Raw genomic sequence first — 23,554 nt, forward strand, 5'->3', positions numbered from 1 at the left:
GGCAGGGCAGATTTTTCCCTCGATGATACCCCGTTTCGGGGTTCACTCATCGCAGATCGGTTGAAAAGGAATACGGATGGCGACTGAAAAGCTGCCGATGCTTCAGGAAGGCTATGACAAGCTGTTTTCGGAGCTGAAAGCGCTGCGCGAGGAACGCCCCAGGGTCGTTGACGCGATCGAAGAGGCGCGCGCGCATGGCGATCTTTCGGAAAATGCCGAATATCACGCCGCAAAAGAGCGTCAGGGCCAGATCGAAGCGACGATTGCCGATCTTGAGGACAAGCTGAGCCGCGCCAACATCATCGATCCGACCACGCTGTCGGGTGATCGCATCGTGTTCGGCGCAACCGTGACGCTGCTCGATGATGCGGACAAGCCGGTGCGGTACCAGATCGTCGGTCTGGCCGAAGCCGATGCCAAACGCGGCCGGATCAGCTACAATTCGCCGCTGGGCAAAGCCCTGATCGGGCGTCGCGTGGAAGACGAGATCGAAGTGACGGTGCCTGCGGGCGACCGGTTCTATGTGGTGGAAAAAATCGAATTCATCTGAACCGGCTTTGCCCAGCGCATATCAAAAAAGCCCCGCATCCCTCTGGATGCGGGGCTTTTTTGTGCGCTTCAACCTTCTGAAAGGTCGGGTTCGAGCAGCCGGTGCATGTGCACGATGACATACCGCATTTCGGCATCGTCGACGGTGCGTTGCGCCGACGAACGCCAGGCCTCTTCCGCCGACGCATAGTCGGGATAGACGCCGACCAGGTCAATCGCCTTCAGATCGACAAATTCAAGGCCCTGCGGGTCCTTGACCCGACCGCCCATCACCAGGTGAAGCTTTTGCATGGGATACTTTCCGTAGGGGAACGAGGAACTCAGTGCCCCTGACAAATGCGCCCATGCAATTCAAGTCCGTTGAACCTCTTTGTTGATGCGATCGCGCGATCGGCGTGCGGCGATCAGTCGCGCCGTTTCAGGCGCTGGATGGCGGTTTCGCCGGCCTCGCGCAGTGCGCCAAGCGCCACTTCAGCCAGGTTGCCAAGCTTGCGCGTCGCTTCTGCGCCATTTTCGCCAAGGTGGCCGAACTGTTCGACAATCCGGTCTTCGATATGGCCCACGCCGGTCTTGCCCGCGCTGGCCGCGCTGGTGGCATAGGCAAGGGCAAGCTCTGCGCCGATCGCAGCCAGCCGGGCGATCCGTTCCGCCGCGGCATTGCCGACCGCCTCGGCGCGGCCGACGTCAGCGGAGGCGCTGCGCCGCATTGGTCGCGCCAGCACGCCTGCAAGCAGCGCGCCCAGCACGATGCCGCCGGCAACGCTGGCAACGGGATGATCATGGATGAATTCACGGGCCTTGGTCGACGCATTCGCGGCCAATTCGCCGCTGCGTTCGCGCGCTTCTTCAAGCCGCTCGGCCAGCGTGGTTTCGGTATCGGTCACGTCAGTTTCTCCTTGGTCGTTGGATGATCCTGCGGGCATGCGGGACCAGCCAGCGTTTTGCCGTCACCCCACCGTAACGCGCGAACCTTCCCAGCGGTTCCCTTGCGAACCAGCCGATCAGCGCCGTCACGGTCAACGCCAGCACCGCGGGATTGTCCCGCGCGAGCGCAACCGCGCTGTCCGCCGTATCGGCAAGACCGGACACGACCTTTTGGCGCAATCGTTCACCCAGCGGCCGTGCCGCAAGGTCTGACCGGATCGTGGCAATATCGTTGCGCACCAGTTCGCGCGCCACGTCGCGCAGATTGCGCGCCGCCACAAGTGCCGCTTCGTCGCTGGCGGTGGTCATGTCCGGTCTCCACCGCCAGTGCCGGTCAGCAGGCGCACCATGCGCCTGACCCGGCGCAGTGCGATACGCGCAGAGACGATCGCAAACAATGCCAGGCCAGCCGCCACCGCACCCATCGCAGCCCATGCGCCGATCAACGGAGCCAGCGCGAGCAGCAGCCCGACAACCAGCGCCATCAGCGTGAAAAACGCCAGGAACAGCGCCAGCACGATCAGCATTGCGATCGTCTTGGTCTGCGCCAACGCATAGGCCACGGCCTTGCGCCAAAACGCCGTCTCTGCCTCGATCAGCAGCGCTGCATCCTTGGCCAGTGCAGAGGCAAACTGCGCCAGCGAAGGAGGCTCGGTCGGTTCGTCAGGCCGCTGGTTTTCGTCCATGAAAGGGCGCCCGGGCTGATCAGGCGTCACGTTCGCCCGAACGGCTGAACAGGCGGGCAAGCAGGAAACCGGTAACTGCGGCAAGGCCGAGCGCGGTCGCCGGGCTTTTGCGGACAAAGGCAGCCACGTCCTGGGTCAGGTCCGCGATATCTTTGGCAGCCAGCTTTTCTGCCGATGTTTCAAGCGCGCCAGCGGCGTTGCGGGCATAATCGCCGTATTGCACGCCCAGCTTTTCGTCGATGACCGGTGCCGTATCGCCGATTGCCCGGCCGACCGAGGCAATCGCTTCACTGGTCTTGTCCTTGCCCACGCGCACCGCATCCAGGCTTTTGTCGCGCGCCTGCTTGGCCAGCGCTCCGGCCTGTTCGGTCAGCTCGTTCGCCGTGGAGCCTGCCTTTTCGCGCGCCGCAGCCGCGATTTCGGCGGCGTTGCTGCGCAAATCCTGCGCGTTGGCCTTGGCATCGTCGATCGCACGCGCAAACCGCGATTTGATCGCTTCGGCTTCCTCGACACCCGCAGCAACGGTCGAGTGCGCGGTTTCGGTGTCCGTTTCGGGGTGGGAGTTCGTGTCTTCCATGGCTCAATTCCTTTTTGCGGGTACCTGACGACGCAACGCCTGCACGAAGGCGCGAATGGACTATATGCACGTTATTAGCGGAAGGTCCCTCGGTTTGCTTTCAAAAATTCGATTTCGTGACACCTCGCAGGTGCACACGGGTGCTTGCCTGACTTTGGCGCAGCCGATAGGAGCCCGCCTCAGATGCCCTGCCGGATGATACCCCGGCGCCTGCTGCACCGTCGCAACGCCGACAGCCCTGTTTGAAAGGCCCCACCATGACCGCGATCATCGATATTCACGCGCGCGAAATCCTCGACAGCCGTGGCAACCCGACCGTTGAAGTCGATGTGCTGCTGGAAGACGGCTCGTTCGGCCGCGCTGCGGTGCCCTCGGGCGCTTCGACCGGCGCGCACGAGGCGGTCGAACTGCGCGATGGCGACAAGGCGCGGTATCTGGGCAAGGGTGTGTTGAAGGCCGTTCACGCGGTGAACAGCGAAATTGCCGAGGCGATTGTCGGCGTCGATGCCGAAGACCAGCGCGAGATCGATCTGGCAATGATCGAACTCGACGGCACCGAAAACAAGGCGCGGCTGGGCGCCAACGCCATTCTCGGCACCAGCCTGGCGGTGGCCAAGGCGGCGGCAGATGCGCGCGGCCTGCCGCTGTACAGCTATGTCGGCGGGGTTTCGGCGCATGTCCTGCCGGTGCCGATGATGAATATCATCAATGGCGGCGAACACGCCGACAACCCAATCGATTTCCAGGAATTCATGATCCTGCCGATCGGCGCGCCCAGCCTGGCCGAAGCGGTGCGCTGGGGTTCGGAAGTGTTCCACACGCTGAAAAAGGGCCTGCACGACAAGGGCCTGGCCACTGCAGTGGGCGACGAGGGCGGCTTTGCCCCCAATCTGTCGAGCACGCGCGATGCGCTGGATTTCATCCTGGCGTCGGTGGAACAGGCCGGCTTCAAGCCGGGCGTGGATATCGCTTTGGGGCTTGATTGCGCCGCCACAGAATTCTTCCGCGACGGCAAGTATGAAATCCGCGGCGAGGGCCTTTCGCTGACGTCAGAAGCCTTTGCCGACTATCTGGCGGCGTTGACCGAAACCTATCCGATCGTGTCGATCGAAGACGGCATGGGTGAAGACGATTTTGCCGGCTGGGCTGCGCTGACAGGCAAGATCGGGCACAAAGTGCAGCTGGTCGGTGACGATGTGTTCGTAACCAATCCGCGGCGTCTGACCATGGGCATCGAACAGGGCCTGGCCAATTCGCTGCTGGTCAAGGTCAACCAGATCGGCACGCTGACCGAAACGCTGGAAGCCGTCAGCATTGCCCAGCGCGCCGGGTATACCGCGGTCATGTCGCACCGTTCGGGCGAAACCGAGGATTCGACCATTGCCGACCTGGCGGTCGCCACCAATTGCGGCCAGATCAAGACCGGCAGCCTGGCGCGCAGCGACCGGCTGGCCAAGTACAACCAGCTGATCCGCATCGAAGAAGAACTCGGCATGTCGGCGCATTACGCCGGGCGCGGCGCGTTTGGCCGGATCAGGGTCTGATCGGCACGCCGATGCCGCCAGCGGGGGCGGGCCGAATGGCCCGGCCCCCGTGTGGGGCCGCACTGCACTTGCGCGGGCTCACGCACCATGGCACCCTTTTGCATCCGGGCACCCAAGCGAAAGGCACTTCGATGGATCGTCAACGTATCGGCCTGTTGCTGACGAGCAGCGCGCTGGTGATGTATGCGGTGCTGTTGCCGTTGCTGCGGGTGGGACAGCCGATCACATTTGCCGCGCATTTTGTCGCCGGTGCGATGCTGGGGCTGGGCGCCACGATGATCGTTGCGGGGCGGATCGCCCGGCGCCGCGCTGCGCGGTGTCGGGGCTGATCGATGGGTCGCAATATGCTGCGGCAACGGCCGCTGTTCGGGGTCGCGGTCGGCGCCGGCCTGGCAACGGCGGCATTTCTGACGGTGCATTTCCTGCCGTTCGGGCCGCAGGACAAGCGGTTTCTTGAAATCCGCGTGGTGCCCGGCGGGGCTGCGCAGCAGGGTGCGATTGCCGCGGCAGGCCGGTGCCGGGCGCAGTTCACCGCGCTTATGCCCGATCACGCGTTCATCGTGCGTATCCCGCTCAAATCGCTAGACGCCGATGATTTCATCTGCCTGACCGACCAGCTGGGCACCATTGCGCACCAGGCGGTGATTGCGCGCTGATCAACCCGGTCCGAACTGCACAACGGTGATCGAATAGGGCGGCAGGGGCAGCGGGCCACGCGGCCAGGCGAACCGGCGGGGCGGATCATCGCGCACCGGGTGGCTGTTTTCACCCGCGGCCAGCCAGGTGTATTGGCTGGCGTCGTATTGCACCACGTTCCACGGGCCCTGCGGCGCGCGGCCACCCAGATCGATCCGGATCGGCCAGCTGCGCGTGCGGTCGCGATTGACCAGCAACACTGCCCAGCGATGATCGGGCCGCTGCACGGGCCAGGCCACGACCGCCCGTTCACCCGCGCCCCCCGGCAGATCGACCGACGCGCGATAGATCCGATGCGCCCCGCTGCCGGGCAGGACCCAGTCGTGCGAAAGCATCGACAGGCCATGGAAGGCAGGCGTGGCCCAGCTGGCCTGGTGCCGCGCATCGGCGCCAAACAGCATCAGTTCGCCATAACCGGTGCATTTTTCGCCCGGTTCGTACAGGCGATCGGGTCCATAGCCGAGCAGATAGGCTGCATGCCCGCCGGCGGCGAGAAAGTGGGCCACAAAGTCGACGTCGAACAGCGCGCCGGGCATTTCCACTTCGGCCTGTCCGGAAAACGCCGATATCCCGTATTCGGTCACGATCCTGGGCACGGTGGCGGGCACGCCATCGTCGCGCAGGCGGGCCATCGCGCCGTCAAGCCGTGCATTCGCCCCGCGCAGCTTGTCCTCCATCGTGCCGCACAGGCTGTCATAGGGGTAGTGTTCCATGCTGAAGAAATCGAACGGCGCCTGGCGCCCGGGGGTGCGGATCGTTTTCAGAAAGCGGCGCGTGAACGAATGGTCGGCGGTGTCGTCGGCCCAGCTGTCGGCCACCGCGTCCTGCAGGTTGGGCCCGCCGATCCCGATCGCGGGATCGACCGCCTTCAACGCCAGTGCAAATTGCCGGTACAGCGCCCCAAAGTCTTCGGCGCTGACGTTCTGTCCGTCGGGTTCTTCGCCCATTTCGATCCGCGTGACGGGGTAATGGCGGCGGCGCAAAAAGCGCAAGGCGGCGGCCGCGTTTTCGGGGGTGTCGTACAGCACGCCGGCGGGCACGATCATCGGCAGGCCGTTGGTCACGCCGCTGCGAAAAATACGGTCAAAACCGGGTTGTTCGGCATCGGCATCGCGGTCCGACGCCCGGTGCCACGGATCGGTTGACGATACGGTGATCTGCGTCTGGTCGCTGCCTGTGCGCGCGTGGCGCATCGCGTCGACAAAACGGCCGTGCGCATCGATCGTGCCCAGGCCCAATTCGGCCATGGCATAGCCCATCGCATCGCGCGGATCGTGCGCACCCGGCGGGGCGGTATGCGATGATGTTTCCAGCAGGATGCGGACCAGGCGCGCGCGGATCGGCCGATCCGCCAGCCGCAGCAGCGCGGTGCCGCCGTGGCCATCGATAATGTCCCCATGCGGAAAATCGCGCCAGTGCTGAAATTCGTCGTAGGGATCGTCACCGGTCCAGTATTGCACGCGATAGACGCGGGCAAAGGGCGCAGCCCACTGGATGCGCGCTGCCGAAATGGGGGTGGGGTCGGCGAACATTGCCACCACCCATTGGGGCCGTTCGGCGGCGCCGGTCTTGGCCGCATCGAGCCAGGGATTGGATTTCCAGAATGTGGTCGTGTCGCCATCGTCGATCCGCGAATAGCCGTCGTCCTGCGCCTGATCGACCGAATCGCCGCGCCGGGGCAGGGCATAGCCCCAGCCGCGCAGGACCGGGCGCACCGGGTTGTCGCTGCTCGTCCAATAGCCCTGGTGATGCGCGGGGTCGCTCCACGATCCTTCTTCGCCCCAGTGCCAGGCATCGATGCCCAGTTCGGTGCGCAGGCTGTAACTGATCGGCCGCAGCCCGCTGCGCCCCATCGCCGCGATATTGTGCGGGGTGTACAGATCGTCGTTTTGACCTTCGGGTAATCCATCCACCGCAGCACCCAGCGCCTGATCGGGCACAAATGTCGCCACCGGCCCCGATTGCGTGTCGATCCGCACGGTTGCGGTGACCGGATCGCTGCGGTGTGACGGGTGCGCGGTGCAGGCGGCCGCAAAGATCATCAGCCAGCAAAAAACCAGTCCTGCCCGCAATTGCGTTCTCCGATTGGCCCCCCGCGTGGGTCATAGCGGTACACGGCGCGCAGCCCAAGCCCGTGCGTCCCCCCTTTTCGCGTGATCCACCCTTTGGCTGCACTTGCCTCGGGCCGCTGCGGCGCTATCGTCGGGGTCCTGGCAATCGCGGGATTGCTGCCTGTTTGATGGAGCCACGATGCGCCGCAATGCGTTGAAGTCTGTCCTTGCGAGTGTCTGGGTCATGGGTGCGGCAATGCCGGCATGTGCAGCCGACCAGCCGCCCGTTGCGCCGGTGCCCGACTGGGTCAAACCGGTGGCCTATCGCGATGTGGCCGGCGGTGATGACCAGGCGCCGGTGCGCATCCTGGCCAGCGATCTTCAGTTGCATTTTCTGCCTGGCGACACGCGCAAATTCGTCCATGTCGCGCTCAAGATCGGCACGCCCGAGGGGTTGAGCGCGGGCAACCTGTCGTTTTCATGGAGCCCCGACACATCGTCGCTGATCGTGCACAAGATCCTGATCCATCGTGGCGACCAGGTGATCGACGTGCTGGCCTCGGGCCAGACCTTTACCGTGGTGCGGCGCGAACAGAACCTCGACATGGCCACGCTCGACGGTGTGCTGACCGCCAATCTTCAGCCCGAGGGTCTGCAGGTGGGCGATGTGGTCGAATATTTCTACACGCTGGCGTTTCACGATCCGGTGCTGAAGGGGCATGTTGAAGACTATTCGGGCAACTGGAACGGACTGCCGCTGGCCCGCGCGCATTTCCGCGCGATCTGGCCGGCCGGCATGCCGATGCGCTGGCGCGTGGCAGGCACCCTGCCGGCATTGAAACCGCAGCGGGTCGGGTCGGACATGGTGGCCGAACTGACGATCGATGATTTGAAGCCGGTGATCCCCCCGCGTGAAGCGCCGGTGCGGTATCGCATCGGACGCGTGATCGAAATGACCGACTATGCCGGTTGGCGCGATATCAGCCGCCTGATGGCGCCGCTTTATGTCACGGCTTCGCAACTGCCCGCGACCGGACCGTTGCACGACGAACTCGAAAAGATCCGCAGCACGCCGGGTGACGCCAAGACACGCGCCGAGGCCGCGTTGAAGCTGGTGCAGGACCGGGTGCGCTATGTCGCGCTGGAAATGGGCACTGGCGGGTATGTGCCCAGCGACGCCACCACCACCTGGGCGCGCCGCTTTGGCGATTGCAAGGCCAAGACAGCGCTGCTGCTGGGTCTGTTGCACGCCATGGGAATCGAGGCGGTGCCGGTGGCGGTGCAGACCGCGGCAGGCGACGGCATGGATGCGCGGCTGCCGATCCTGCACCTGTTCGACCACGTGCTGGTGCGCGCCACCATCGATGGCCAGACGTACTGGATGGATGGCACGCGCACGGGCCGGCACCTGCTGAAGGTCACCGAAGTGCCGCAGTTCGGCTGGGGCCTGCCGCTGACCGAAGGCACCACCGCACTGGTGCGGATGATGCCGCCGCCCTTTGCCGATCCGGTCGAGGTGCTGACGGTAAAGGTCGACGCCTCTGCCGGGATTTCCGCACCCGCGGCGACCGAAGCCGAATTGCTGTTGAAGGGCGATATGGGCGCCGCCACCAATTCGTCGCTTGCCGCGATGAGCGCAGAGGCGCGGCACGAGGCGCTCAACAGGTTCTGGAAGGGGCGGCTGGGGCAGGTCGAAGTTACATCATCGGCAACCAATTACGATTATGCGGCCGAAGTGTTGCGTGTGACGATGACGGGCACGCTGCGAATGGAATGGCCGCAAAACGAATATCGTGTCGAACTGGCCGATTTTCCGTTCGGCAAGATTGATTTCAGCCGCACGCCGGGCCCCGATGCGGATGCGCCTTATACGGTGGGATATCCGATCTTTCGGCGCACGGTCGAAACGATCACTCTGCCCAAGGATGGCGGTGCGTTCCGCATCGGCACCGACATGGATCTGGACGAGACCATTGGCGGCTATGTGCTGCACCGCCATGCCGAACTGACCAATGGCGTGTTCACCATCGAAAAGTCCGAGCGCAGCCTGGGGCCCGAATTTCCCGCGAGCGAGGCCAAATCGGCCGAAGCGCGGCTGCACGCCTTGGCGCAGAAGCAGCCGCTGCTGCATATGCCGATGGCCTATCAATCGACCGCGGGCGATCTGGCCGCGGCAAAGGCCGATGTGCCGACAACTGCGGCACAATATATCAACCGCGCGGTGGTCTATCTGAAAAAAAACCTGACCACCGAGGCGCTGGCCGACCTCAATCGGGCGCTCGAACTCGATCCGTCGGATCCCTTTGCGCTGGCCGATCGCGCGTTGATCAAGGTGCAGTTGCACGATTATGCCGGTGCGCGCGCAGATCTGGCCCGGACCGAGGCGATCAAACCCAATTTCGCAATGAATTTCAAGATCCGGGGCGAACTGGCGCTGGCCGACAACAATCTGGCGGTGGCAGTGCCCGCCTATGAGCAGGCGCTGGCGCTTGATCCCGACGATGCGTTCCTGCTGTCGCGGCTGTCGATCGGCGAATATCGACTGCAGCATTACGCCAAGGCGCTCGATTATTTCGACAAGCTGGCAAAATTTACCCCCGAGGCACCGGGCACGCGTTATCTGCGGATGGATATTCTGGAAAAACTGGGCCGCGATGCAGATCTGATCCCGTTATACACCGCCCAGATCGAAAAGGCGCCCAACAGTGCGTTTCTGCTGAAAAAGCGCGCTGCGGCCTATCTGCGCCTGGGCAAGAAGGATCTGGCGGCGAAGGATACCGCGGCTGCGGACGAGGCGACCAGGCATGCGCCTCCGGTTGTTGTCGTGCCGCCGCCGGTACCTGGCAGACCTGTCGTGACGGTGCCGCCGCCGCAGGTGGTCGTCGTACCGCCGCCCGCCTAACGCAGCGACGTCACCGGACCGATGGTGTCATCCAGCTGAAAATGGAACAGCCGGCGGTGCCGGTTTTCAGGCAGGACGTAAAGATCGCGCCCCTGCAGCGTCATGCCTTCGCCGGTATAGAGCTGGGCATGGCCGAACGGCGTGCCATGGCCCGCCGATCCGGTGTGCAACGTGCGCACCAGCTTCATCGAGGGATAGTCGATCCAGTCGATCGTGCCACCGTGGCGGTTGACATAACCACCCGCCACCAGTTGGCCGTCGATGAACTTCATGTCCTGATACCGTGTGGGAAAGGGGTTGGTCACGACGCGCACTGTGCTGTCGTGGTCAAGGTCGATCAGGTACAGCCGCTTGCTGTCCCAGTTGCCGGCCACCAGCGTGTTGTCTGTGGCGGCAACGCAGCCAAGATGATCGGCGACTGCGATCTTGCGCCGGATCTGCATGCTGTCGATATCGATCTCTTCGAGCACAGCGCTGCTTTTGGACCGGTATTCGGCCACCGCGACCCAGATCGAATGGCTGGCGATCGACAGGCCGCCGGGGTGAAAGCGCGGGCCATCGGTCAGTTCCAGCCGCCGCACAAACTGCCCGGTCACCCGGTCGAATTCGTGGAGATAGCCGCGCTGGTGCCTGCCATCGACCGACGTGACCCAGATATGGCGGCTGTCCATATCGACACCCTGCACATGGAACAGCTGGCCATGCAGGTTCAGCGCGCCCAGCAGTTGTGCGTGCTCGATCCCGCCGGTGGTATCGTGGCGGGCTTCGGCCCGCACGCCGGCAAGCGCCATGGCCATCATACCCAGCCGGATCGCCTTGCGGAGCATTGGTGTGCCTTGCCTTTCAAGCCCTGCGGACACCGCGTACATAGCAGGGCCAGGTTACAGGGCAAGGTCAGGTGGACTACGTCGGCAAAGGCACCTGCGGATCGCACTTGAACCGCGCCGCATTCCTATTGATAAGGATGTCAGTAACGAAAAAAACCAGGACCCGGACAGGCATGCCAGACACCCGTTTCGACTATATCGTCATTGGCGCGGGCAGTGCCGGGTCGGTGCTGGCCGCCCGGCTAAGCGACAATCCCGCCACCCGCGTCCTGCTGGTCGAGGCGGGCGGCCGCAACACGTCGATGCTGGTGCGCATGCCTGCAGGCGTGGGCACGCTGATCAAACAGAAAAGCCGGCACAACTGGGGATTCTGGACCCAGCCCGAACCGCATATGGACGGCCGCCGGCTATGGCAACCGCGTGGCAAAGGGCTGGGCGGATCGTCCGCGATCAACGGCATGGTCTATATCCGGGGCCACCCGCGCGATTATGACCAGTGGCGCCAGATGGGACTCGATGGCTGGTCCTATGCCGAAACGCTGCCCTATTTCAAACGCGCCGAAAACTTTGCCGATGGGCCATCGCCGTTTCACGGTGCGGGCGGGCCGCTGTCGGTGACCTGGGGTGAACGCACCGATCATCCGCTGTATCGCGCCAGTCTCGAGGCGGGCCAACAGGCGGGGCACCGTCTGACCGAGGATTTCAACGGGTTCGATCAGGAAGGGTTCGGCCGCTATCAATTGACCATCGCCGATGGACAACGCCAAAGCGCTGCGCGCGCCTACTTGGCGCCAATTGCCGGGCGGGCCAACCTGACGATCGTGACCGGCGCGCGCACGCATCGCGTGATCATCGAAGGCGGCCGTGCCACCGGCATCGAATACAGTCTGGGGCAGGGCAAACCGGCCGCGGTGGCGCATGCCGGGCGCGAAGTGCTGGTCTGTGCCGGCGCGTTCCAGTCGCCGCAGATCCTGATGCTGTCGGGGATCGGCGATCCTGACGCCTTGACTGCGCAAGGCATCGCGCCGGTGCACCCGCGCCCGGGGGTGGGGGGCAATCTGCAGGACCATCTTGACGTATCGCTGAACTGGACGGTGTCGCAACCGATCACCTTGTACCACGAAACCAAGGGGTTGAAGCAGCTCAAGGTCGGCTTGCAATACCTGCTGACCGGCACCGGCCCGGGGCGCCAGAACGGGCTGGAAACCGGCGCGTTTCTCAAATCGCGGGTCGATCTCGACCGGCCCGATCTGCAGATCCATTTCGTGCTGGCGATCATGCAGGATCATGCCAAGGTCCGCCCGACGCAGGACGGTTTTACCATGCATGTCTGTCAGTTGCGGCCAGAAAGCAGGGGCAGGGTGTCACTCGTATCAGCCGACCCCTATGCCGACCCTGCCATCGTGATGAATTTCCTGTCCACCGAGGAAGACCGCCGCGCGGTGCGCGAAGGGGTCCGTATGGTGCGCGATGTCGTCGCCCAGCCCGCCTTTGCGGCCTTTGGCGCAAAGGAAATCATGCCCGGACCGGCCGTGGCCGACGATGCCGCGATCGACGCCTTTGTGCGCGCCAGGGGCGAGACGATCTATCACCCCGTTGGTACCTGCCGCATGGGGCAGGCGGATGATCCGCTGGCCGTGGTCGACAAGGATTGCCGCGTGATCGGTCTGCAGGGCCTGCGCGTGGTCGATGCCTCGGTCATCCCGACGCTGATCGGGGGCAACACCAATGCACCGACCATCATGATTGCCGAAAAGATCGCCGACGCGATCATGGGCCGCGTGCCGCTGCCGCCCGAGGAGGTGACCGTCGCAGCCTGAGCAGCGGCAAGCTGTGCGTCTTAATCGCGCAGTTAAAATCACTTCACAACATTGGCCCGATGTGTCAGCCTCTTGCACCGGAGAGGATAAAACCGATGGCACAGTTCCCGACCGCGGCGGCCGAGGTTTCGCCCGGCTGGCTTGAGACGCGCTTGCGCGCGGCGGGCGCGATGGGCGCCGGGCATGTGGTGGCGGCCTCGTTCGTGCCCATCGGCACCGGGCAGGTGGGCGATACCGCGCGGTTTTCGCTGACGTATGACCGGGCGGGTGCGGGGCCGCAGACCATTGCTGCCAAGTTTGCCTCGGCCGATGGCACCAGCCGTTCTACCGCGGCGATGTTCGGCCTTTATGCCAAAGAGGTGCATTTCTATCGCGAACTGGCGCCGCGCATCGATGTGCGCACGCCGCACGTCTATGCCAGCGAACTGAGCCCCGATGGCGCGACATTTGTCCTGCTGTTCGAGGATCTGGGCCCGGCACACGGCGGCAACCAGCTGGCCGGGTGCAGCCTTGACCAGGCGCGCCACGCGGTGATCCAGGCCGCAGCGCTGCATGCCCCGACCTGGGGGATGGACGAACTGGGGTGCGCGGCATGGCTGCAACCGGTGCCCGGGCTGGTCGATCGGATCAGCGCGCTCTATCCGCAGGCGCACGCGATATTCCGCGAACGGTATGACGGGGTACTGCCCCGCGCGCTGATGGCGGTGTGCGATGCGCTGTGTGAAAATGCGGCCGGGTACTATCGGCGCGAACCCGCGTTGCGCGCGGTATGTCACGGCGATTTCCGACTGGACAACATGCTGTTCGACGCATGCGGCGGGGTTGATCCGATTGCCGTGGTCGACTGGCAGACCGCCGCATGGGACTGCCCGATCAAGGACCTGGCCTATTTCCTGGGCTGCGGCACCGGCAGCACGCTGCGCCGCGCGCACGAGCATGATCTGATCGCGCTGTATTGTGCCGAGATGACCCGGCGCGGCGTGCCGCTGACCCCCGGGGAGATCTGGAACCGTTATCGCCTGGGTGCGCTCCACGGCGTGTCAACCGCGGTGTTCAGCAGCGCGTTTGTCGTCAGAACCGACCGTGGCGATGCCAATTTCCTGTCGATGGCACGCGGCGCCTGCGAACTGGCGCTCGATCACGACAGCATCGGTGCGCTTGAGCAGCTTTTGCACCATTCGCAAGCGCGCCAGATTTGAAGACGGCACTGTCTTCCCCATCGCGACAGCCGGAGAGCCGACCATGCTGACCAAAGGCGACGATTTCCCCCTGCATCAGACGCCCGAACCGATCGCCTATGCCGGCACCGACCGCAATTTCTACGACCGCTATTTCTTCAATGGGTATGCCCCCGACGGCAGCGGGTTTTTCGCGGTGGCGTTCGGTGTCTATCCGCATCTCAATGTCGCCGATGCGCATTTTACCGTGATCCGCGACGGCGTGGAGCATTGCCTGCACGCCAGCCGCGAGCTGCACATGGAGCGCATGGAGCTGCGCGTAGGGCCGATTGCGATCGACGTGGTCGAGCCTTTGCGCCGGCTGACCGTGCGGGTCGACGGCAACGGGATTTCGGCCGAAATCCATTTCACCGGCCGTGCCTTTCCGATCGAAGAACCGCGCTTTACCTATCGCATCGGCCCGCGCACCTACATGGATTACACCCGGATGACCCAGAACGGGCACTATTCGGGGTGGATCGAGGTCGATGGACAGCGCCACACGCTGCATCCCGGCACGATCGGCACACGCGACCGTTCGTGGGGCGTGCGCCCGGTCGGCGAAGCGGATGCGCAGCCGCACGGGCACGGCGTGGTGCAAAGCTTTTTCTGGCAATGGACCCCGATCAACCTGCCGCGGCGATCGGTGTTTTTCCATCTGAATGCCGATCGCGACGGATCGCCCTGGAACACGCGCGCGGTGATCGCGCCGGACGGCGCCGGACATGCCGACGTGTTCGAAACACCCTCGGCGCGATTGTCCGCACCGCTGGTGGCGGGCACACGCTGGCCCGAACGCGGCACGCTGATCATCGCCGCACCCGAAGGCCCGCTGACGCTGGAGATCGAGCCGCTGGTGCGGTTCCAGATGCGCGGGCTGGGCTATGTCACGCAGAAATGGAATCACGGGCTTTACCATGGGCCGCTGGCGGTAGAACGCGAAGATATCGATCTGGCCGCGATTGACCCGATGGCGCCGACTATGGAAAACCTGCACGTGCAGATTGTGTCGCGCGTGACCACCAGCGCGGGCGAAGTGGGCACCGGGGTGTTCGAACAGCTGATCATCGGGCCCTATCAACCGCTGGGGCTGAAGGACTATTTCGACCATGGCTAGATGGCACTTTGCCGCCGTGATCGCCGCCGGGCTGATGGCAGGATCGGGGTCGGCATTGGCGTGGATGCGCCACGGCCTGGCGCCGGTGGGTCAGGGCTGGACGGGCAGCGCGGTTGCCGGATCGGTCGATGCCGATCCGTGGACCCGTGCGCGGGTGGCGCTGTCGGGCCTGCTCGCGCTTGATCGCAGCCAGGCGATCTATTTTGTGCGCACGGTGGATGACGCAGGCCGCCCGCTGGACCAGGCCTGTCGCTATCGCGTTTCGGGCGGCGCGCTGCCGGGGCGCTGGTGGTCGGTCACGGTCTATGCGGCCGACAACTATTTGCCGCGCAATGACGATGGCGCGCTGTCGGTCGATGCCACGCGGCTGCACCCCGACGCCACCGGCCACTGGCAGGCCCTTGCAGCCAGCCATCGCCCGCCCGCCGGGGCGTGGGTGTCAACGCGCAACGCGGGGCATTTTGATCTGACCCTGCGGCTTTACAATCCGACGCCTGGTGCGCAGGCTGATGTCTCCACGATCACGCTGCCCGGCGTCGCACGGATCGATTGCGATCGAGGCGTCGGCGGATGAGGCGCCCGGGCCAACTGGCGCTGTGTTGTGCAGCCGCCATCGCGATCGGGCATATCGCCACGGTGATCGCCGCGCCGCGCGCGATCATGCACGTGGCCATGCGGCGACTTTCGGAACAGGGCCGGGTGATCAACGCGTTCCGGTTTTCCCCGCGGGTCGATGCCCATGCGCGTTGGGTGGTGCGTCCATCGCCGGACCTGGCTTATGCCAGCTGTGTCTATGACCTGTCGCACGGGGCCATCGTGGTGCGTGCCGCACCGGCTGCCGATCATGGCTATGTTTCGGTCTCGGTGTTTGCGGCCAACACCGACATGATTGCGGTGTTCGATACGCTGGCGCAGCCCCGGGGCATCGGGTTTGCGCTTGCCTTGCCGGGGCAGACAGTGCCCGCAGGGTTATCGGTGGTGCGTGCAACAACCGCGCGCGGGATCATTCTTGACCGGCGCCTGGCACCCGATGCCGCGCGCTTTGCCGCCGCTGATGCGGCGCGCAGGGCGGACCGCTGCGCGCCGATCTGACCGGCCCGCAGCGGCACAGGGCCCGGGCCGATCAGGCGAAGCGTTCCTTCAGCGCCAGCAGCGCCAGCGCCGCCTTGGCCGCTTCGCCGCCCTTGTCCTTTTGCGCAGGGTCGGCGCGAACCTGCGCCTGGGCTTCGTTTTCGACAGTCAGGATGCCGTTGCCGATGGCCAGCCCGTCGATGGTCAGCGCCATGATCCCGCGCGCGCTTTCGCCCGCGACGATTTCGAAATGATAGGTCTCGCCACGAATGACCACGCCGATCGCGACATAGCCGTCATACGCGCCGCTCTGGTCGGCCAAGGCGATCGCGGCGGGGATTTCCAGCGCACCCGGCACGGTGATCACCTCGGCCTTGTGGCCGGCGGCCTCGATCGCAGCCTTGGCCCCCTCGATCAGCTGGTCATTGAGGTGGTCGTAAAAACGGGCTTCGACAATCAGGAATTTAGCCACGGTCGTTTACTCCACGCTGATCGACTGTTCGCCGACGATGTTCAGGCCATAGCCTTCGATGGCAATGACATTGCGGTGCGAATTGGTCAGCAGCACCATGTCGTGCACGCCCAGGTCGGCCAGGATCTGTGCGCCGATGCCATAGCTGCGCAAATCCATGTCCATCCCGCCTTTGCCGCTGACTTCTGCGACAAGCTGTGCCGGGTCCGACGGCATCAACAGCACGATCACCCCCGAACCGGCTTCGCCGATGGCGCCCATCGCGCGTTGCAGCACGCGTTTGCGCGGGCCGGGTTGGCCCAGCACATCGGACAGCACCGATATCGCATGCACCCGCACCAGCGTCGGCTGTTCGGCCGAAACCGCGCCCTTTTGCAGCACCAGATGCACCGATCCATCGACTTTGTTGCGATAGGTGCGGATGGTCCAGTCACCGCCATAGTCCGACTGGAACGGCGCGACCGAGGTGCATTCGACCAGATTGTCGTGGCGGCGGCGATATTCGATCAGATCGCGGATCGTGCCGATTTTCAGCCCGTGGCGGCGCGCAAACGGCACCAGGTCGTCCATCCGCGCCATCGTGCCGTCTTCGCGCATGATTTCGCAGATCACGCCCGACGGGTTCAGCCCGGCCAGCCGCGAAATGTCCACTGCCGCCTCGGTGTGCCCGGCGCGCACCAGCGTGCCGCCATCGCGTGCGATCAGCGGAAAGACGTGGCCCGGGGTCACGATGTCGTCGCGCGTCTTGGCCGCATCGATGGCGACTGCCACGGTGCGCGCGCGGTCGCCCGCGGAAATGCCGGTGGTCACGCCTTCTAGCGCTTCGATCGATACGGTGAACGCGGTTTCGTGGCGCGTGCCGTTGTTGCGGCTCATCAGTTCCAGACCCAGCTGTTCGCAGCGCGGGCGGGTCAGCGTCAGGCAGATCAGCCCGCGGCCATGGGTGGCCATGAAATTGATTGCATCGGGCGTGGCCATCTGCGCCGGAATCACCAGATCGCCTTCGTTTTCGCGATCCTCATCGTCGACCAGGATGAACATGCGGCCATTGCGCGCCTCATCGATGATCTCTTCGATCGGGACCAGCGCCGGGGTATCGTCGCTGTCGCTCAGCACGTGTTCAAGCTTGGCCAGCGTGTCGGCGGTCGGGTTCCAGCCCGGCAGCGTTACGTCGCGCAAGGTGTTGGCGTGGAGGCCGGCGGCGCGCGCCAGGCCCGCGCGCGACATGCCACCATCGGTGACGAGTCGGCGGATGCGATCAATGAGGTCAGCAGACATAGCTGCCGCCTATGACATCGCGATGTGCATTGCAAGATACGCCGCACATCAAAATGTGATTTGCCTATGCATGCAAAGCAGGCCTGTGCCGGTTCGACGCAGCAACGGTGGCACATTTGCGCGACCCTGCGGGCAGAATGACCGGGAATTTAAATAACCGGTTGACAAATAACCGGCCCCGATATGTCCTGTGCAGCGATAGCCCGCGCTTGAACGATGGGCATCGCATGAGAGAGAGGAAGGCTATGAGGGGCAAGCTTTGCCTGTTGGTTGGCGTATGCGCCGCCGCGTTGTCACAACCGGTTCTTGCGCAGAATGCCGCACCGGCCAAAACGCCGGATGCAAACGGGGTCCAGGAAATCATCGTTACCGCGCAGCGTCAGTCACAGCGCCTGCAGGATGTTCCGATCGCGGTCAGTGCGTTCAACGCCAACGCGCTGGAAAAGCAGCAGATCAAGACCACCAGTGACTTGCAACTGTCTTTGCCCAACGTCACCTTTACCAAGACCAATTTCACATCCTCCAGCTTTACCATTCGCGGCGTCGGCAATTTGTGCGTCGGCGAATCGTGCGAACCGTCGACCGCGATCCACCTCAACGATGCACCGCTGTCGCCGTCGACCCGCCTGTTCGAGGGCGAATTCTACGACCTGGCGCAGATCGAAGTGCTGCGCGGACCGCAGGGCACGCTGTTCGGCAAGAACGCGACCGGGGGCGTGGTCGATATCCGCACCGCGCCGCCGGTGCTGGGCAAGACCGAGCTTTCGGCCGATGTCGAATATGGCAATTACAATTCAATCAAGGTCAAGGGCATGGTCAACGTGCCGATTGGCCAGGACGTGGCCGTGCGCGCGGCGGGGTATTACCTGAAGCGCGATGGCTATACGACCAACCTCTATGACGGGTCGAAGATCGACGGGCGCGATGAATATGGCCTGCGCGGATCGCTGCGCTGGCAGCCCAGTTCGCGCACCACGTTCGACCTGGTCGGCCAGTATTACCATGAAAAAGACTCGCGCATGCGCGTGCAGAAACAGGAATGCCAGACCGATCCGACCGGGGTGCTCGGGTGCCTTGCCGGTCAACTTGGCAGCGGGGTTACCAACGCCAATTCGACCCTGGCCAATGTTCTGACCTCAAGGCAGTTCTTTGCGATCGAGGGCATCCCGCAATCGCTGGCGTTGGGCAGCGTCTATGGCCCCAACAGCTATGGCAATGCGGTCAACCCGACCGATCCGCATCAGGTCTATACCGGATTCGATCCGCGCTATTACGCGGTCGATGCCATCATGCAGGCCAGCCTGAAGCAGGAAATCGGCGATCAGTTCGACCTGCACCTGGCGGCAAACTACGAATACACCAACGTCGATTCGATGCAGGATTACAACAACCAGGTGCAGGACCGTTCGGTCATGCAGCCCGGCCTGAACGCGCTCTATGCGATTGCCAACAACCTTGCCGGCATTCCCGGACCGACGGGCGCGGCGCTGGCCCACTATCTGTCGCCGGTCGCCAATGCATTGCTGCCGCAGGGGCCGAACGGCCCGATCTGCACCTCTTTGCCCAATGCGTCGGGGACCGGGGTCTATGGCGGCAATGCGGTCTGTTCGAACGTGCCGTTGCAGTTCGACCGTTCCGATGAGGTCAGCCATGCGTGGTCGACCGAGGCGATCTTTACCTCGAAATTCAGCGGCCCGTTCAATTTCCTGCTCGGCGGAATCTATTCGCACTACAAGGTCAATTATAACGACTATTATGTGAACAGCTTCGGGCTGGATTATTTTGCCGGTGTTGCAGGAACGCTGGGCTCGCTTGGCGCCGGCGGCCCGCCAGCGTTTCTTGCCACGCCGTTCTATGACAACAACACCAATTATTTCCGGACAAATTCGTACGGGCTGTTTGGCGAAGCCTACTACAAGTTCAGTGACACGCTGAAGCTGACGGCCGGTCTGCGTTACAACAACGACCAGAAGCTGGTGTCTGCTCACACCTTCACGTTCAATCTGCCGACCGCGTTCGGTACCACCGATGACTCGGCGGCTTTGACCACTGCGGTGCCCAACGCCATTCAGCAGGGCACGTTCTCTGCGGTAACCGGCCGCGCGGTGCTCGATTGGCAGATTACCCCCAACAACCTGCTCTATGCCTCGTATTCGCGCGGCTACAAGGCGGGCGGGTTCAACCCCCCGCTGTCGGCTGCCGACGCGGGGATTACCGTTCCGACGACATTCCAGCCGGAATCGATCGATGCGTTCGAAATCGGGTCCAAGAACACCTTTGCCAATGGCAAGCTGATGCTGAACCTGACCGGGTTCTACTACAATTACAAGAACCTGCAGCTGTCGAGCATCATCGCGCGTACGTCGGTTGATGAAAACGTCAACGCGCATGTCTATGGGGTCGAGGCCGAAGCGGTCATCCGCCCGATCCGGCAGTTCACGGTCAACATTTCGGCCAGCTATCTGCACACCGAAGTGGCAGGCGATCAGTACTTCGCCAATCCGCGCGACTTTGGCGGTGGCCGTTCCGATGCGGTTATCATCAAGGACCTGACCAACGGTTCGAACTGCGCCGTGGCACCCAACACGGCGGGCAACGCGGCGGGCGCCAATGCCTTTGTCGACACGGTGAACACCGTCATCAATGGCGGCGGCATCCCCGGGGTGGCGGCAGGTGCGGGCTTGCAGGGCACGACACCGTTCCCGGCCGGTGGCGGCATTGCCTCAACCGGTGCCTATTCGATCTGCGCCGCGCTTCAGGGCGTTGCCGCAGCCGAAGGGCTGGCCTTCGATCCCAGGGGGATTTCGGTCTATACCTCGGGCATTCCGGTCGATATCAAGGGCAACCAGCTGCCGGGGGCGCCAAACTACAAGGTGACGATCGGGGCACAGTACGAAATCCCGCTCGATCGCCTGATGCTGACGCCGCGGGTGGACTTGCACTACACCGGGGAATCGACCGGCAGCATTTTCAATGGCCCGGTCAACGCGGTGCCCTCGTATATCCAGATCAATGCCCAGGTTCAGCTCGATGGGCCCGATCACAAGTGGTATCTGCGGGCTTTCGTCGAAAACCTGACCAACAACACCGCGATCACCGGCGAATATGTCACCGACCAGTCGTCGGGTCTGTTCACCAACGTGTTCTCGCTCGATCCGCGCCGCTATGGCATCGCGGCCGGGGTGAAGTTCTAAGGCAAGAGGTTTGGGGGGACCGGCTCCGCACTGCGGGGTCGGCCAAGGAGGGAGCGCCGAAGGCTGGACGCCTTCGGCGCTTTTTTCATGCCGGTTGGGCCAGGGTGATAAAGCCGTCCTGCCAGTCGAGTACGGTCAGATAGTTTTGCAGCCGGTTGCGTTCCATCCGCGCCAGCAGCATGTTGTCGTGCAGCGGCAGCACCGCGTCGGCCACCGCCTGCGCCCAGGGCGCGGATGCGTCAAACAGCACACCCAACCCGAACACCGCCGGAATGTGCGCATAGAGCAGGCGCCGCTGGTCGTGTTCGGCCTGGCGGCAGAAATCCTCGATCGCGGTCAACACACCATTGCGCGGACCGCCCGCCTGCAATGCCCAGGCAAATTGTCCGGCTCCGCGAAATCCGCGATTTTCGCGATAGCCGGGATCATCCAGTGTTATGCCGGCATCATGGCCAAACGGCTGGCGGAATTCGGGCGGAATGCGGTCGGGCGCGTAATACATGTCGCGCCGCGCACAGGGCCAGCCGACATCGTGCAGGATTGCCAACAACGGGCGCGCTTCATTTTGCGCCAGGCGGTCGGCTGCGGTCAGTTCGTGTAGCACGGTGTAATAATTGTGATCGCCATCGATCAGCCAGGCGTCGATCCCCGACATTTCGCCGATCACCTCAAGGCTGGGGCGGGGAATGTGGCGTATGTTTGGCTGACCTTTCGCCCAGTCGACGAATCCCGGCGCGGGCGCCGGATCGATGGCGATCAGCGTGCCATCGCGTCGCGCGCAGTAATCGGCCAACGGCTGGGTCATCCCGCCAAATTCGGCCCCGATTTCGACGATTGTCCCGGCATTGGCCAGGTCGAGCACCTCCAGGATCAGATCACCGAATTCGGCCATCGAATGAATCAGAAGTTCGCTCATGCTGTCGATATCCGTGTGCGCTGCGTCACACGGATCGGTAGGCTATCGTGGTTGGGAAATCGGTCGGTCGCGACCCCGGGGTTTTACCTAGCCCGCGTCGCGCGGCGCACCACGTCGGCATAGCCGTGCGAAATCGCGTCAAACCCCTGGTGAAAGCCGCGCGCGCGCAGCAGGCGGTGCATCTGTGCCAATCGATAGGGCGGCACACCGCCGGCAACATGGTGTTCCAGGTGCCAATTGACATGATTTGGCGCGATCAGCAGGCGTTCCCACCACCGCACCAGCGTGGTCGCGGTGTTCAGCCGCGGATCGGTCTGGCCGCGATCGACCACCACGCCATGTTCGCCGATCTGGCGCAGCCGCATCACCACCGGATAGACAAACAGCAGCGCCACCCACCACAAGCCATAGGCCCACGGTGCGCCCAACGCGGTCAACAGTCCCGCCAAGGCGATGTGAAAGCCCAGCCAAGGCCAATGCTGCGCCAGCCGGAACCGCCCCAGCGCCAGGCGCAAGTCGCGAAACCCGGTCTGCCCGCTCAGATCGCGCCAAAGCTTGCGCCGCAGCGATGCGGGCGACACCGGATAGGCCGCGACAAACCCGAGATCGGGATCGCGCGGGGTTCCGGCATGGCGATGATGCGCCAGATGATACGTGCGATAGGCAGCCAGCGAAATGTTCATCGGCCAACCCGCCAGCCATTGTCCCACCCGCTGGTTGGTGCGCACTTTGTGAAACAGCGCGTAATGCGCGCAGTCATGCACCAGAATGCCAAGCCCCAGTTGGCGCCCAGCGATCACCGCGATGGCAACGATGATGGTCAGCGGCCCAGGCCAGTGGAGGACCAACGCAAAGGCCGCGGCGATCAGCCCCCAGTTCACCGCAAAGGCCCACCAGGCGCGCAGGTCCGACCGGCGGTTCAGCGCGACGAGTTCTTCGCGCGAAAGATATTCGGATAATGCCATGATCCACTCCGTTGGTGCATCGAACACCAAACCGGGTGGCAAGTCAAAAGGCCCGCGGCGGCACCTGCCAACAGGTCCGCACCTGCTGCGGCACCGCGCGCGCTCAGTTCAGCCGTTTCCTGCGGGCAAGCACGGCCGAAATCGGGACTATCGTGGCCGGTTCGGTGCCATTGCGGGTGATCCAGTCATTGGCATGATCGCGCATTTTTTTCCGGCAGGCGGCTGCGGTTTCGTGATTGCCGTTGAGCACCGCCCAATCCATCCTGAGCACGAGCAATGACATTGCGCAGGCCGTTTCGATGATTTCGGGCGGACCTGCACACTGAACCAGGTTGTCGATGGTGGCATGCAACGATCCGCGCAGGCCCTGTGGGCGAGGGTGCTGATCCAACGCGGACAGCAATTCGGGGTCGCGTCCCGGTACGTGGTGTAGGTTGTGAGGGTAGCGCTGCTGGCCGGACGCGCGCTTTCGATATTGCGCTGTAGCGTCCGGCCAGCAGCGCGGGTGGTCACCGTGATTTTCGGATAGGTTTGGGTTGCGAAGCTCTAACCTGGAGAACCACGATGACCGATTCCCTGATGCACTTGCGCGCGCTTGTCGAGAAGGCCCCCGACGCGGATATTTTGCGCGACATGATCTCGTTTGCCGCCGGTCGGCTGATGGAGATGGAGGTTGGCGGGCTGACAGGCGCTGGTCACGGTGAGAAGTCCGCCGACCGGCTTGTCCAGCGCAACGGCTATCGCGAAC

23 protein-coding genes and 1 pseudogene are annotated in these 23,554 nt (G+C 63.9%); 13 read left to right on the forward strand and 11 right to left on the reverse strand.

The window, feature by feature from the left end; all coding sequences use genetic code 11:
* Window positions 1-76 precede the first annotated feature (76 nt).
* The gene (gene greA, locus G404_RS0101400) at window positions 77-550 is read left to right on the forward strand and encodes a transcription elongation factor GreA (protein ID WP_028639501.1); all 474 of its coding nucleotides are present in this window, start codon (window positions 77-79) and stop codon (window positions 548-550) included.
* 68 nt (window positions 551-618) lie between these two features.
* On the opposite strand, the gene G404_RS0101405 is transcribed toward greA, so the two are convergent.
* The 5 genes from G404_RS0101405 to G404_RS17675 form a co-directional block, all read right to left on the reverse strand.
* Entirely contained in the window at window positions 619-840 is a 222-nt protein-coding gene (locus G404_RS0101405; protein WP_028639502.1) for a DUF4170 domain-containing protein, read from the reverse strand.
* Between the two features lie 113 nt (window positions 841-953).
* Entirely contained in the window at window positions 954-1,433 is a 480-nt protein-coding gene (locus tag G404_RS0101410) for a hypothetical protein (RefSeq protein WP_028639503.1), read from the reverse strand.
* Window position 1,434: 1 nt separating this feature from the next.
* On the reverse strand, window positions 1,435-1,782 hold the full coding sequence (locus G404_RS17665; RefSeq protein ID WP_051280014.1) for a hypothetical protein: 348 nt from the start codon (window positions 1,780-1,782) through the stop codon (window positions 1,435-1,437).
* Window positions 1,779-2,159 (reverse strand): phage holin family protein, encoded by a 381-nt coding sequence (locus G404_RS17670; RefSeq protein ID WP_036519973.1) that lies wholly within the window; start codon window positions 2,157-2,159, stop codon window positions 1,779-1,781. Before G404_RS17670 ends, G404_RS17665 begins: the two co-directional genes overlap by 4 nt.
* A gap of 19 nt (window positions 2,160-2,178) precedes the next feature.
* Window positions 2,179-2,736, reverse strand: coding sequence for a hypothetical protein (locus G404_RS17675; RefSeq protein ID WP_036519856.1), 558 nt, complete (start codon window positions 2,734-2,736; stop codon window positions 2,179-2,181).
* A 257-nt stretch (window positions 2,737-2,993) separates the two neighbouring features.
* Between G404_RS17675 and eno the strand changes: the two genes are divergently transcribed.
* The 3 genes from eno to G404_RS0101440 all read left to right on the forward strand — a co-directional run bounded on the left by eno (window position 2,994) and on the right by G404_RS0101440 (window position 4,936).
* The gene (gene eno, locus G404_RS0101430; protein ID WP_028639504.1) at window positions 2,994-4,280 is read left to right on the forward strand and encodes a phosphopyruvate hydratase; all 1,287 of its coding nucleotides are present in this window, start codon (window positions 2,994-2,996) and stop codon (window positions 4,278-4,280) included.
* Between the two features lie 131 nt (window positions 4,281-4,411).
* Window positions 4,412-4,609 carry a hypothetical protein gene (locus tag G404_RS0101435; protein ID WP_028639505.1) on the forward strand — a complete coding sequence of 66 codons (198 nt, stop codon included), beginning with the start codon at window positions 4,412-4,414 and terminating at the stop codon, window positions 4,607-4,609.
* Window positions 4,610-4,624: 15 nt separating this feature from the next.
* Window positions 4,625-4,936: a hypothetical protein gene (locus tag G404_RS0101440; protein WP_156906145.1), complete on the forward strand. Its 312-nt coding sequence runs from the start codon at window positions 4,625-4,627 to the stop codon at window positions 4,934-4,936.
* On the opposite strand, the gene G404_RS17680 is transcribed toward G404_RS0101440, so the two are convergent.
* Window positions 4,937-7,018, reverse strand: a complete 2,082-nt coding sequence (locus tag G404_RS17680) for a discoidin domain-containing protein (protein WP_036519859.1) — start codon at window positions 7,016-7,018, stop codon at window positions 4,937-4,939.
* Window positions 7,019-7,283: 265 nt separating this feature from the next.
* Here G404_RS17680 and G404_RS17685 point away from each other — a divergent pair, with 265 nt between their 5' ends.
* Window positions 7,284-9,929 (forward strand): DUF3857 domain-containing protein, encoded by a 2,646-nt coding sequence (locus G404_RS17685; protein WP_245584335.1) that lies wholly within the window; start codon window positions 7,284-7,286, stop codon window positions 9,927-9,929.
* On the opposite strand, the gene G404_RS0101455 is transcribed toward G404_RS17685, so the two are convergent.
* On the reverse strand, window positions 9,926-10,756 hold the full coding sequence (locus G404_RS0101455; RefSeq protein WP_028639507.1) for a DUF6454 family protein: 831 nt from the start codon (window positions 10,754-10,756) through the stop codon (window positions 9,926-9,928). The genes G404_RS17685 and G404_RS0101455 overlap by 4 nt on opposite strands.
* Window positions 10,757-10,929: 173 nt before the next feature.
* On the opposite strand from G404_RS0101455, the gene G404_RS0101460 reads away from it, so the two are divergent.
* From G404_RS0101460 to G404_RS0101480, 5 genes are all read left to right on the forward strand, one after another.
* Window positions 10,930-12,576: a choline dehydrogenase gene (locus tag G404_RS0101460; RefSeq protein WP_028639508.1), complete on the forward strand. Its 1,647-nt coding sequence runs from the start codon at window positions 10,930-10,932 to the stop codon at window positions 12,574-12,576.
* Window positions 12,577-12,671: 95 nt separating this feature from the next.
* Complete coding sequence (locus tag G404_RS0101465; protein ID WP_028639509.1) at window positions 12,672-13,775, forward strand: phosphotransferase; 1,104 nt, start codon at window positions 12,672-12,674, stop codon at window positions 13,773-13,775.
* A gap of 43 nt (window positions 13,776-13,818) precedes the next feature.
* On the forward strand, window positions 13,819-14,910 hold the full coding sequence (locus G404_RS0101470; RefSeq protein WP_028639510.1) for an Rv3169 family protein: 1,092 nt from the start codon (window positions 13,819-13,821) through the stop codon (window positions 14,908-14,910).
* Window positions 14,903-15,484, forward strand: a complete 582-nt coding sequence (locus G404_RS0101475; protein ID WP_036519861.1) for a DUF1214 domain-containing protein — start codon at window positions 14,903-14,905, stop codon at window positions 15,482-15,484. The genes G404_RS0101470 and G404_RS0101475 overlap by 8 nt, the downstream gene beginning before the upstream one ends.
* Window positions 15,481-16,002: a DUF1254 domain-containing protein gene (locus tag G404_RS0101480; RefSeq protein WP_028639512.1), complete on the forward strand. Its 522-nt coding sequence runs from the start codon at window positions 15,481-15,483 to the stop codon at window positions 16,000-16,002. The genes G404_RS0101475 and G404_RS0101480 overlap by 4 nt, the downstream gene beginning before the upstream one ends.
* Before the next feature lie 31 nt (window positions 16,003-16,033).
* Here G404_RS0101480 and ribH read toward each other — a convergent pair whose 3' ends face one another.
* Together ribH and ribB are read right to left on the reverse strand one after the other, a co-directional pair.
* Window positions 16,034-16,453 (reverse strand): 6,7-dimethyl-8-ribityllumazine synthase, encoded by a 420-nt coding sequence (gene ribH, locus G404_RS0101485; RefSeq protein WP_028639513.1) that lies wholly within the window; start codon window positions 16,451-16,453, stop codon window positions 16,034-16,036.
* Window positions 16,454-16,459: 6 nt separating this feature from the next.
* Complete coding sequence (gene ribB, locus G404_RS0101490; RefSeq protein WP_028639514.1) at window positions 16,460-17,731, reverse strand: 3,4-dihydroxy-2-butanone-4-phosphate synthase; 1,272 nt, start codon at window positions 17,729-17,731, stop codon at window positions 16,460-16,462.
* A gap of 290 nt (window positions 17,732-18,021) precedes the next feature.
* Here ribB and G404_RS0101495 point away from each other — a divergent pair, with 290 nt between their 5' ends.
* Window positions 18,022-20,925, forward strand: a complete 2,904-nt coding sequence (locus tag G404_RS0101495) for a TonB-dependent receptor domain-containing protein (RefSeq protein ID WP_036519977.1) — start codon at window positions 18,022-18,024, stop codon at window positions 20,923-20,925.
* 85 nt (window positions 20,926-21,010) lie between these two features.
* Here the strand turns inward: G404_RS0101495 and G404_RS0101500 are convergent, their stop codons facing one another.
* Both G404_RS0101500 and G404_RS0101505 read right to left on the reverse strand, forming a co-directional pair.
* Window positions 21,011-21,841, reverse strand: a complete 831-nt coding sequence (locus tag G404_RS0101500; RefSeq protein ID WP_028639516.1) for a class I SAM-dependent methyltransferase — start codon at window positions 21,839-21,841, stop codon at window positions 21,011-21,013.
* A gap of 83 nt (window positions 21,842-21,924) precedes the next feature.
* Window positions 21,925-22,806, reverse strand: coding sequence for a fatty acid desaturase family protein (locus G404_RS0101505; protein WP_028639517.1), 882 nt, complete (start codon window positions 22,804-22,806; stop codon window positions 21,925-21,927).
* Here G404_RS0101505 and G404_RS20580 point away from each other — a divergent pair.
* Together G404_RS20580 and G404_RS0101515 are read left to right on the forward strand one after the other, a co-directional pair.
* The gene (locus G404_RS20580; RefSeq protein WP_169719667.1) at window positions 22,805-23,086 is read left to right on the forward strand and encodes a hypothetical protein; all 282 of its coding nucleotides are present in this window, start codon (window positions 22,805-22,807) and stop codon (window positions 23,084-23,086) included. The genes G404_RS0101505 and G404_RS20580 overlap by 2 nt on opposite strands.
* A 284-nt stretch (window positions 23,087-23,370) precedes the next feature.
* Window positions 23,371-23,554, forward strand: a pseudogene (locus G404_RS0101515) (IS256 family transposase); the annotation flags it as partial.

It is taken from the genome of Novosphingobium acidiphilum DSM 19966, from assembly GCF_000429005.1.
GTDB lineage: Bacteria > Pseudomonadota > Alphaproteobacteria > Sphingomonadales > Sphingomonadaceae > Novosphingobium > Novosphingobium acidiphilum.

What these genes read in the sequence shown, in the direction of transcription:
- G404_RS0101465 (WP_028639509.1), top strand. Translation starts at nt 12,672, where the DNA reads ATGGCACAGTTCCCGACCGCGGCGGCCGAGGTTTCGCCCGGCTGGCTT.
- G404_RS17675 (WP_036519856.1), bottom strand. Translation starts at nt 2,736, where the DNA reads ATGGAAGACACGAACTCCCACCCCGAAACGGACACCGAAACCGCGCAC.
- G404_RS0101505 (WP_028639517.1), bottom strand. Translation starts at nt 22,806, where the DNA reads ATGGCATTATCCGAATATCTTTCGCGCGAAGAACTCGTCGCGCTGAAC.
- eno (WP_028639504.1), top strand. Translation starts at nt 2,994, where the DNA reads ATGACCGCGATCATCGATATTCACGCGCGCGAAATCCTCGACAGCCGT.
- G404_RS0101500 (WP_028639516.1), bottom strand. Translation starts at nt 21,841, where the DNA reads ATGAGCGAACTTCTGATTCATTCGATGGCCGAATTCGGTGATCTGATC.
- G404_RS17685 (WP_245584335.1), top strand. Translation starts at nt 7,284, where the DNA reads ATGCCGGCATGTGCAGCCGACCAGCCGCCCGTTGCGCCGGTGCCCGAC.
- G404_RS17670 (WP_036519973.1), bottom strand. Translation starts at nt 2,159, where the DNA reads ATGGACGAAAACCAGCGGCCTGACGAACCGACCGAGCCTCCTTCGCTG.
- greA (WP_028639501.1), top strand. Translation starts at nt 77, where the DNA reads ATGGCGACTGAAAAGCTGCCGATGCTTCAGGAAGGCTATGACAAGCTG.
- G404_RS0101480 (WP_028639512.1), top strand. Translation starts at nt 15,481, where the DNA reads ATGAGGCGCCCGGGCCAACTGGCGCTGTGTTGTGCAGCCGCCATCGCG.
- ribB (WP_028639514.1), bottom strand. Translation starts at nt 17,731, where the DNA reads ATGTCTGCTGACCTCATTGATCGCATCCGCCGACTCGTCACCGATGGT.
- G404_RS0101435 (WP_028639505.1), top strand. Translation starts at nt 4,412, where the DNA reads ATGGATCGTCAACGTATCGGCCTGTTGCTGACGAGCAGCGCGCTGGTG.
- G404_RS0101405 (WP_028639502.1), bottom strand. Translation starts at nt 840, where the DNA reads ATGCAAAAGCTTCACCTGGTGATGGGCGGTCGGGTCAAGGACCCGCAG.
- G404_RS0101475 (WP_036519861.1), top strand. Translation starts at nt 14,903, where the DNA reads ATGGCTAGATGGCACTTTGCCGCCGTGATCGCCGCCGGGCTGATGGCA.
- G404_RS20580 (WP_169719667.1), top strand. Translation starts at nt 22,805, where the DNA reads ATGATCCACTCCGTTGGTGCATCGAACACCAAACCGGGTGGCAAGTCA.
- G404_RS17680 (WP_036519859.1), bottom strand. Translation starts at nt 7,018, where the DNA reads ATGATCTTTGCGGCCGCCTGCACCGCGCACCCGTCACACCGCAGCGAT.
- G404_RS0101460 (WP_028639508.1), top strand. Translation starts at nt 10,930, where the DNA reads ATGCCAGACACCCGTTTCGACTATATCGTCATTGGCGCGGGCAGTGCC.
- G404_RS0101440 (WP_156906145.1), top strand. Translation starts at nt 4,625, where the DNA reads ATGCTGCGGCAACGGCCGCTGTTCGGGGTCGCGGTCGGCGCCGGCCTG.
- G404_RS17665 (WP_051280014.1), bottom strand. Translation starts at nt 1,782, where the DNA reads ATGACCACCGCCAGCGACGAAGCGGCACTTGTGGCGGCGCGCAATCTG.
- G404_RS0101470 (WP_028639510.1), top strand. Translation starts at nt 13,819, where the DNA reads ATGCTGACCAAAGGCGACGATTTCCCCCTGCATCAGACGCCCGAACCG.
- G404_RS0101455 (WP_028639507.1), bottom strand. Translation starts at nt 10,756, where the DNA reads ATGCTCCGCAAGGCGATCCGGCTGGGTATGATGGCCATGGCGCTTGCC.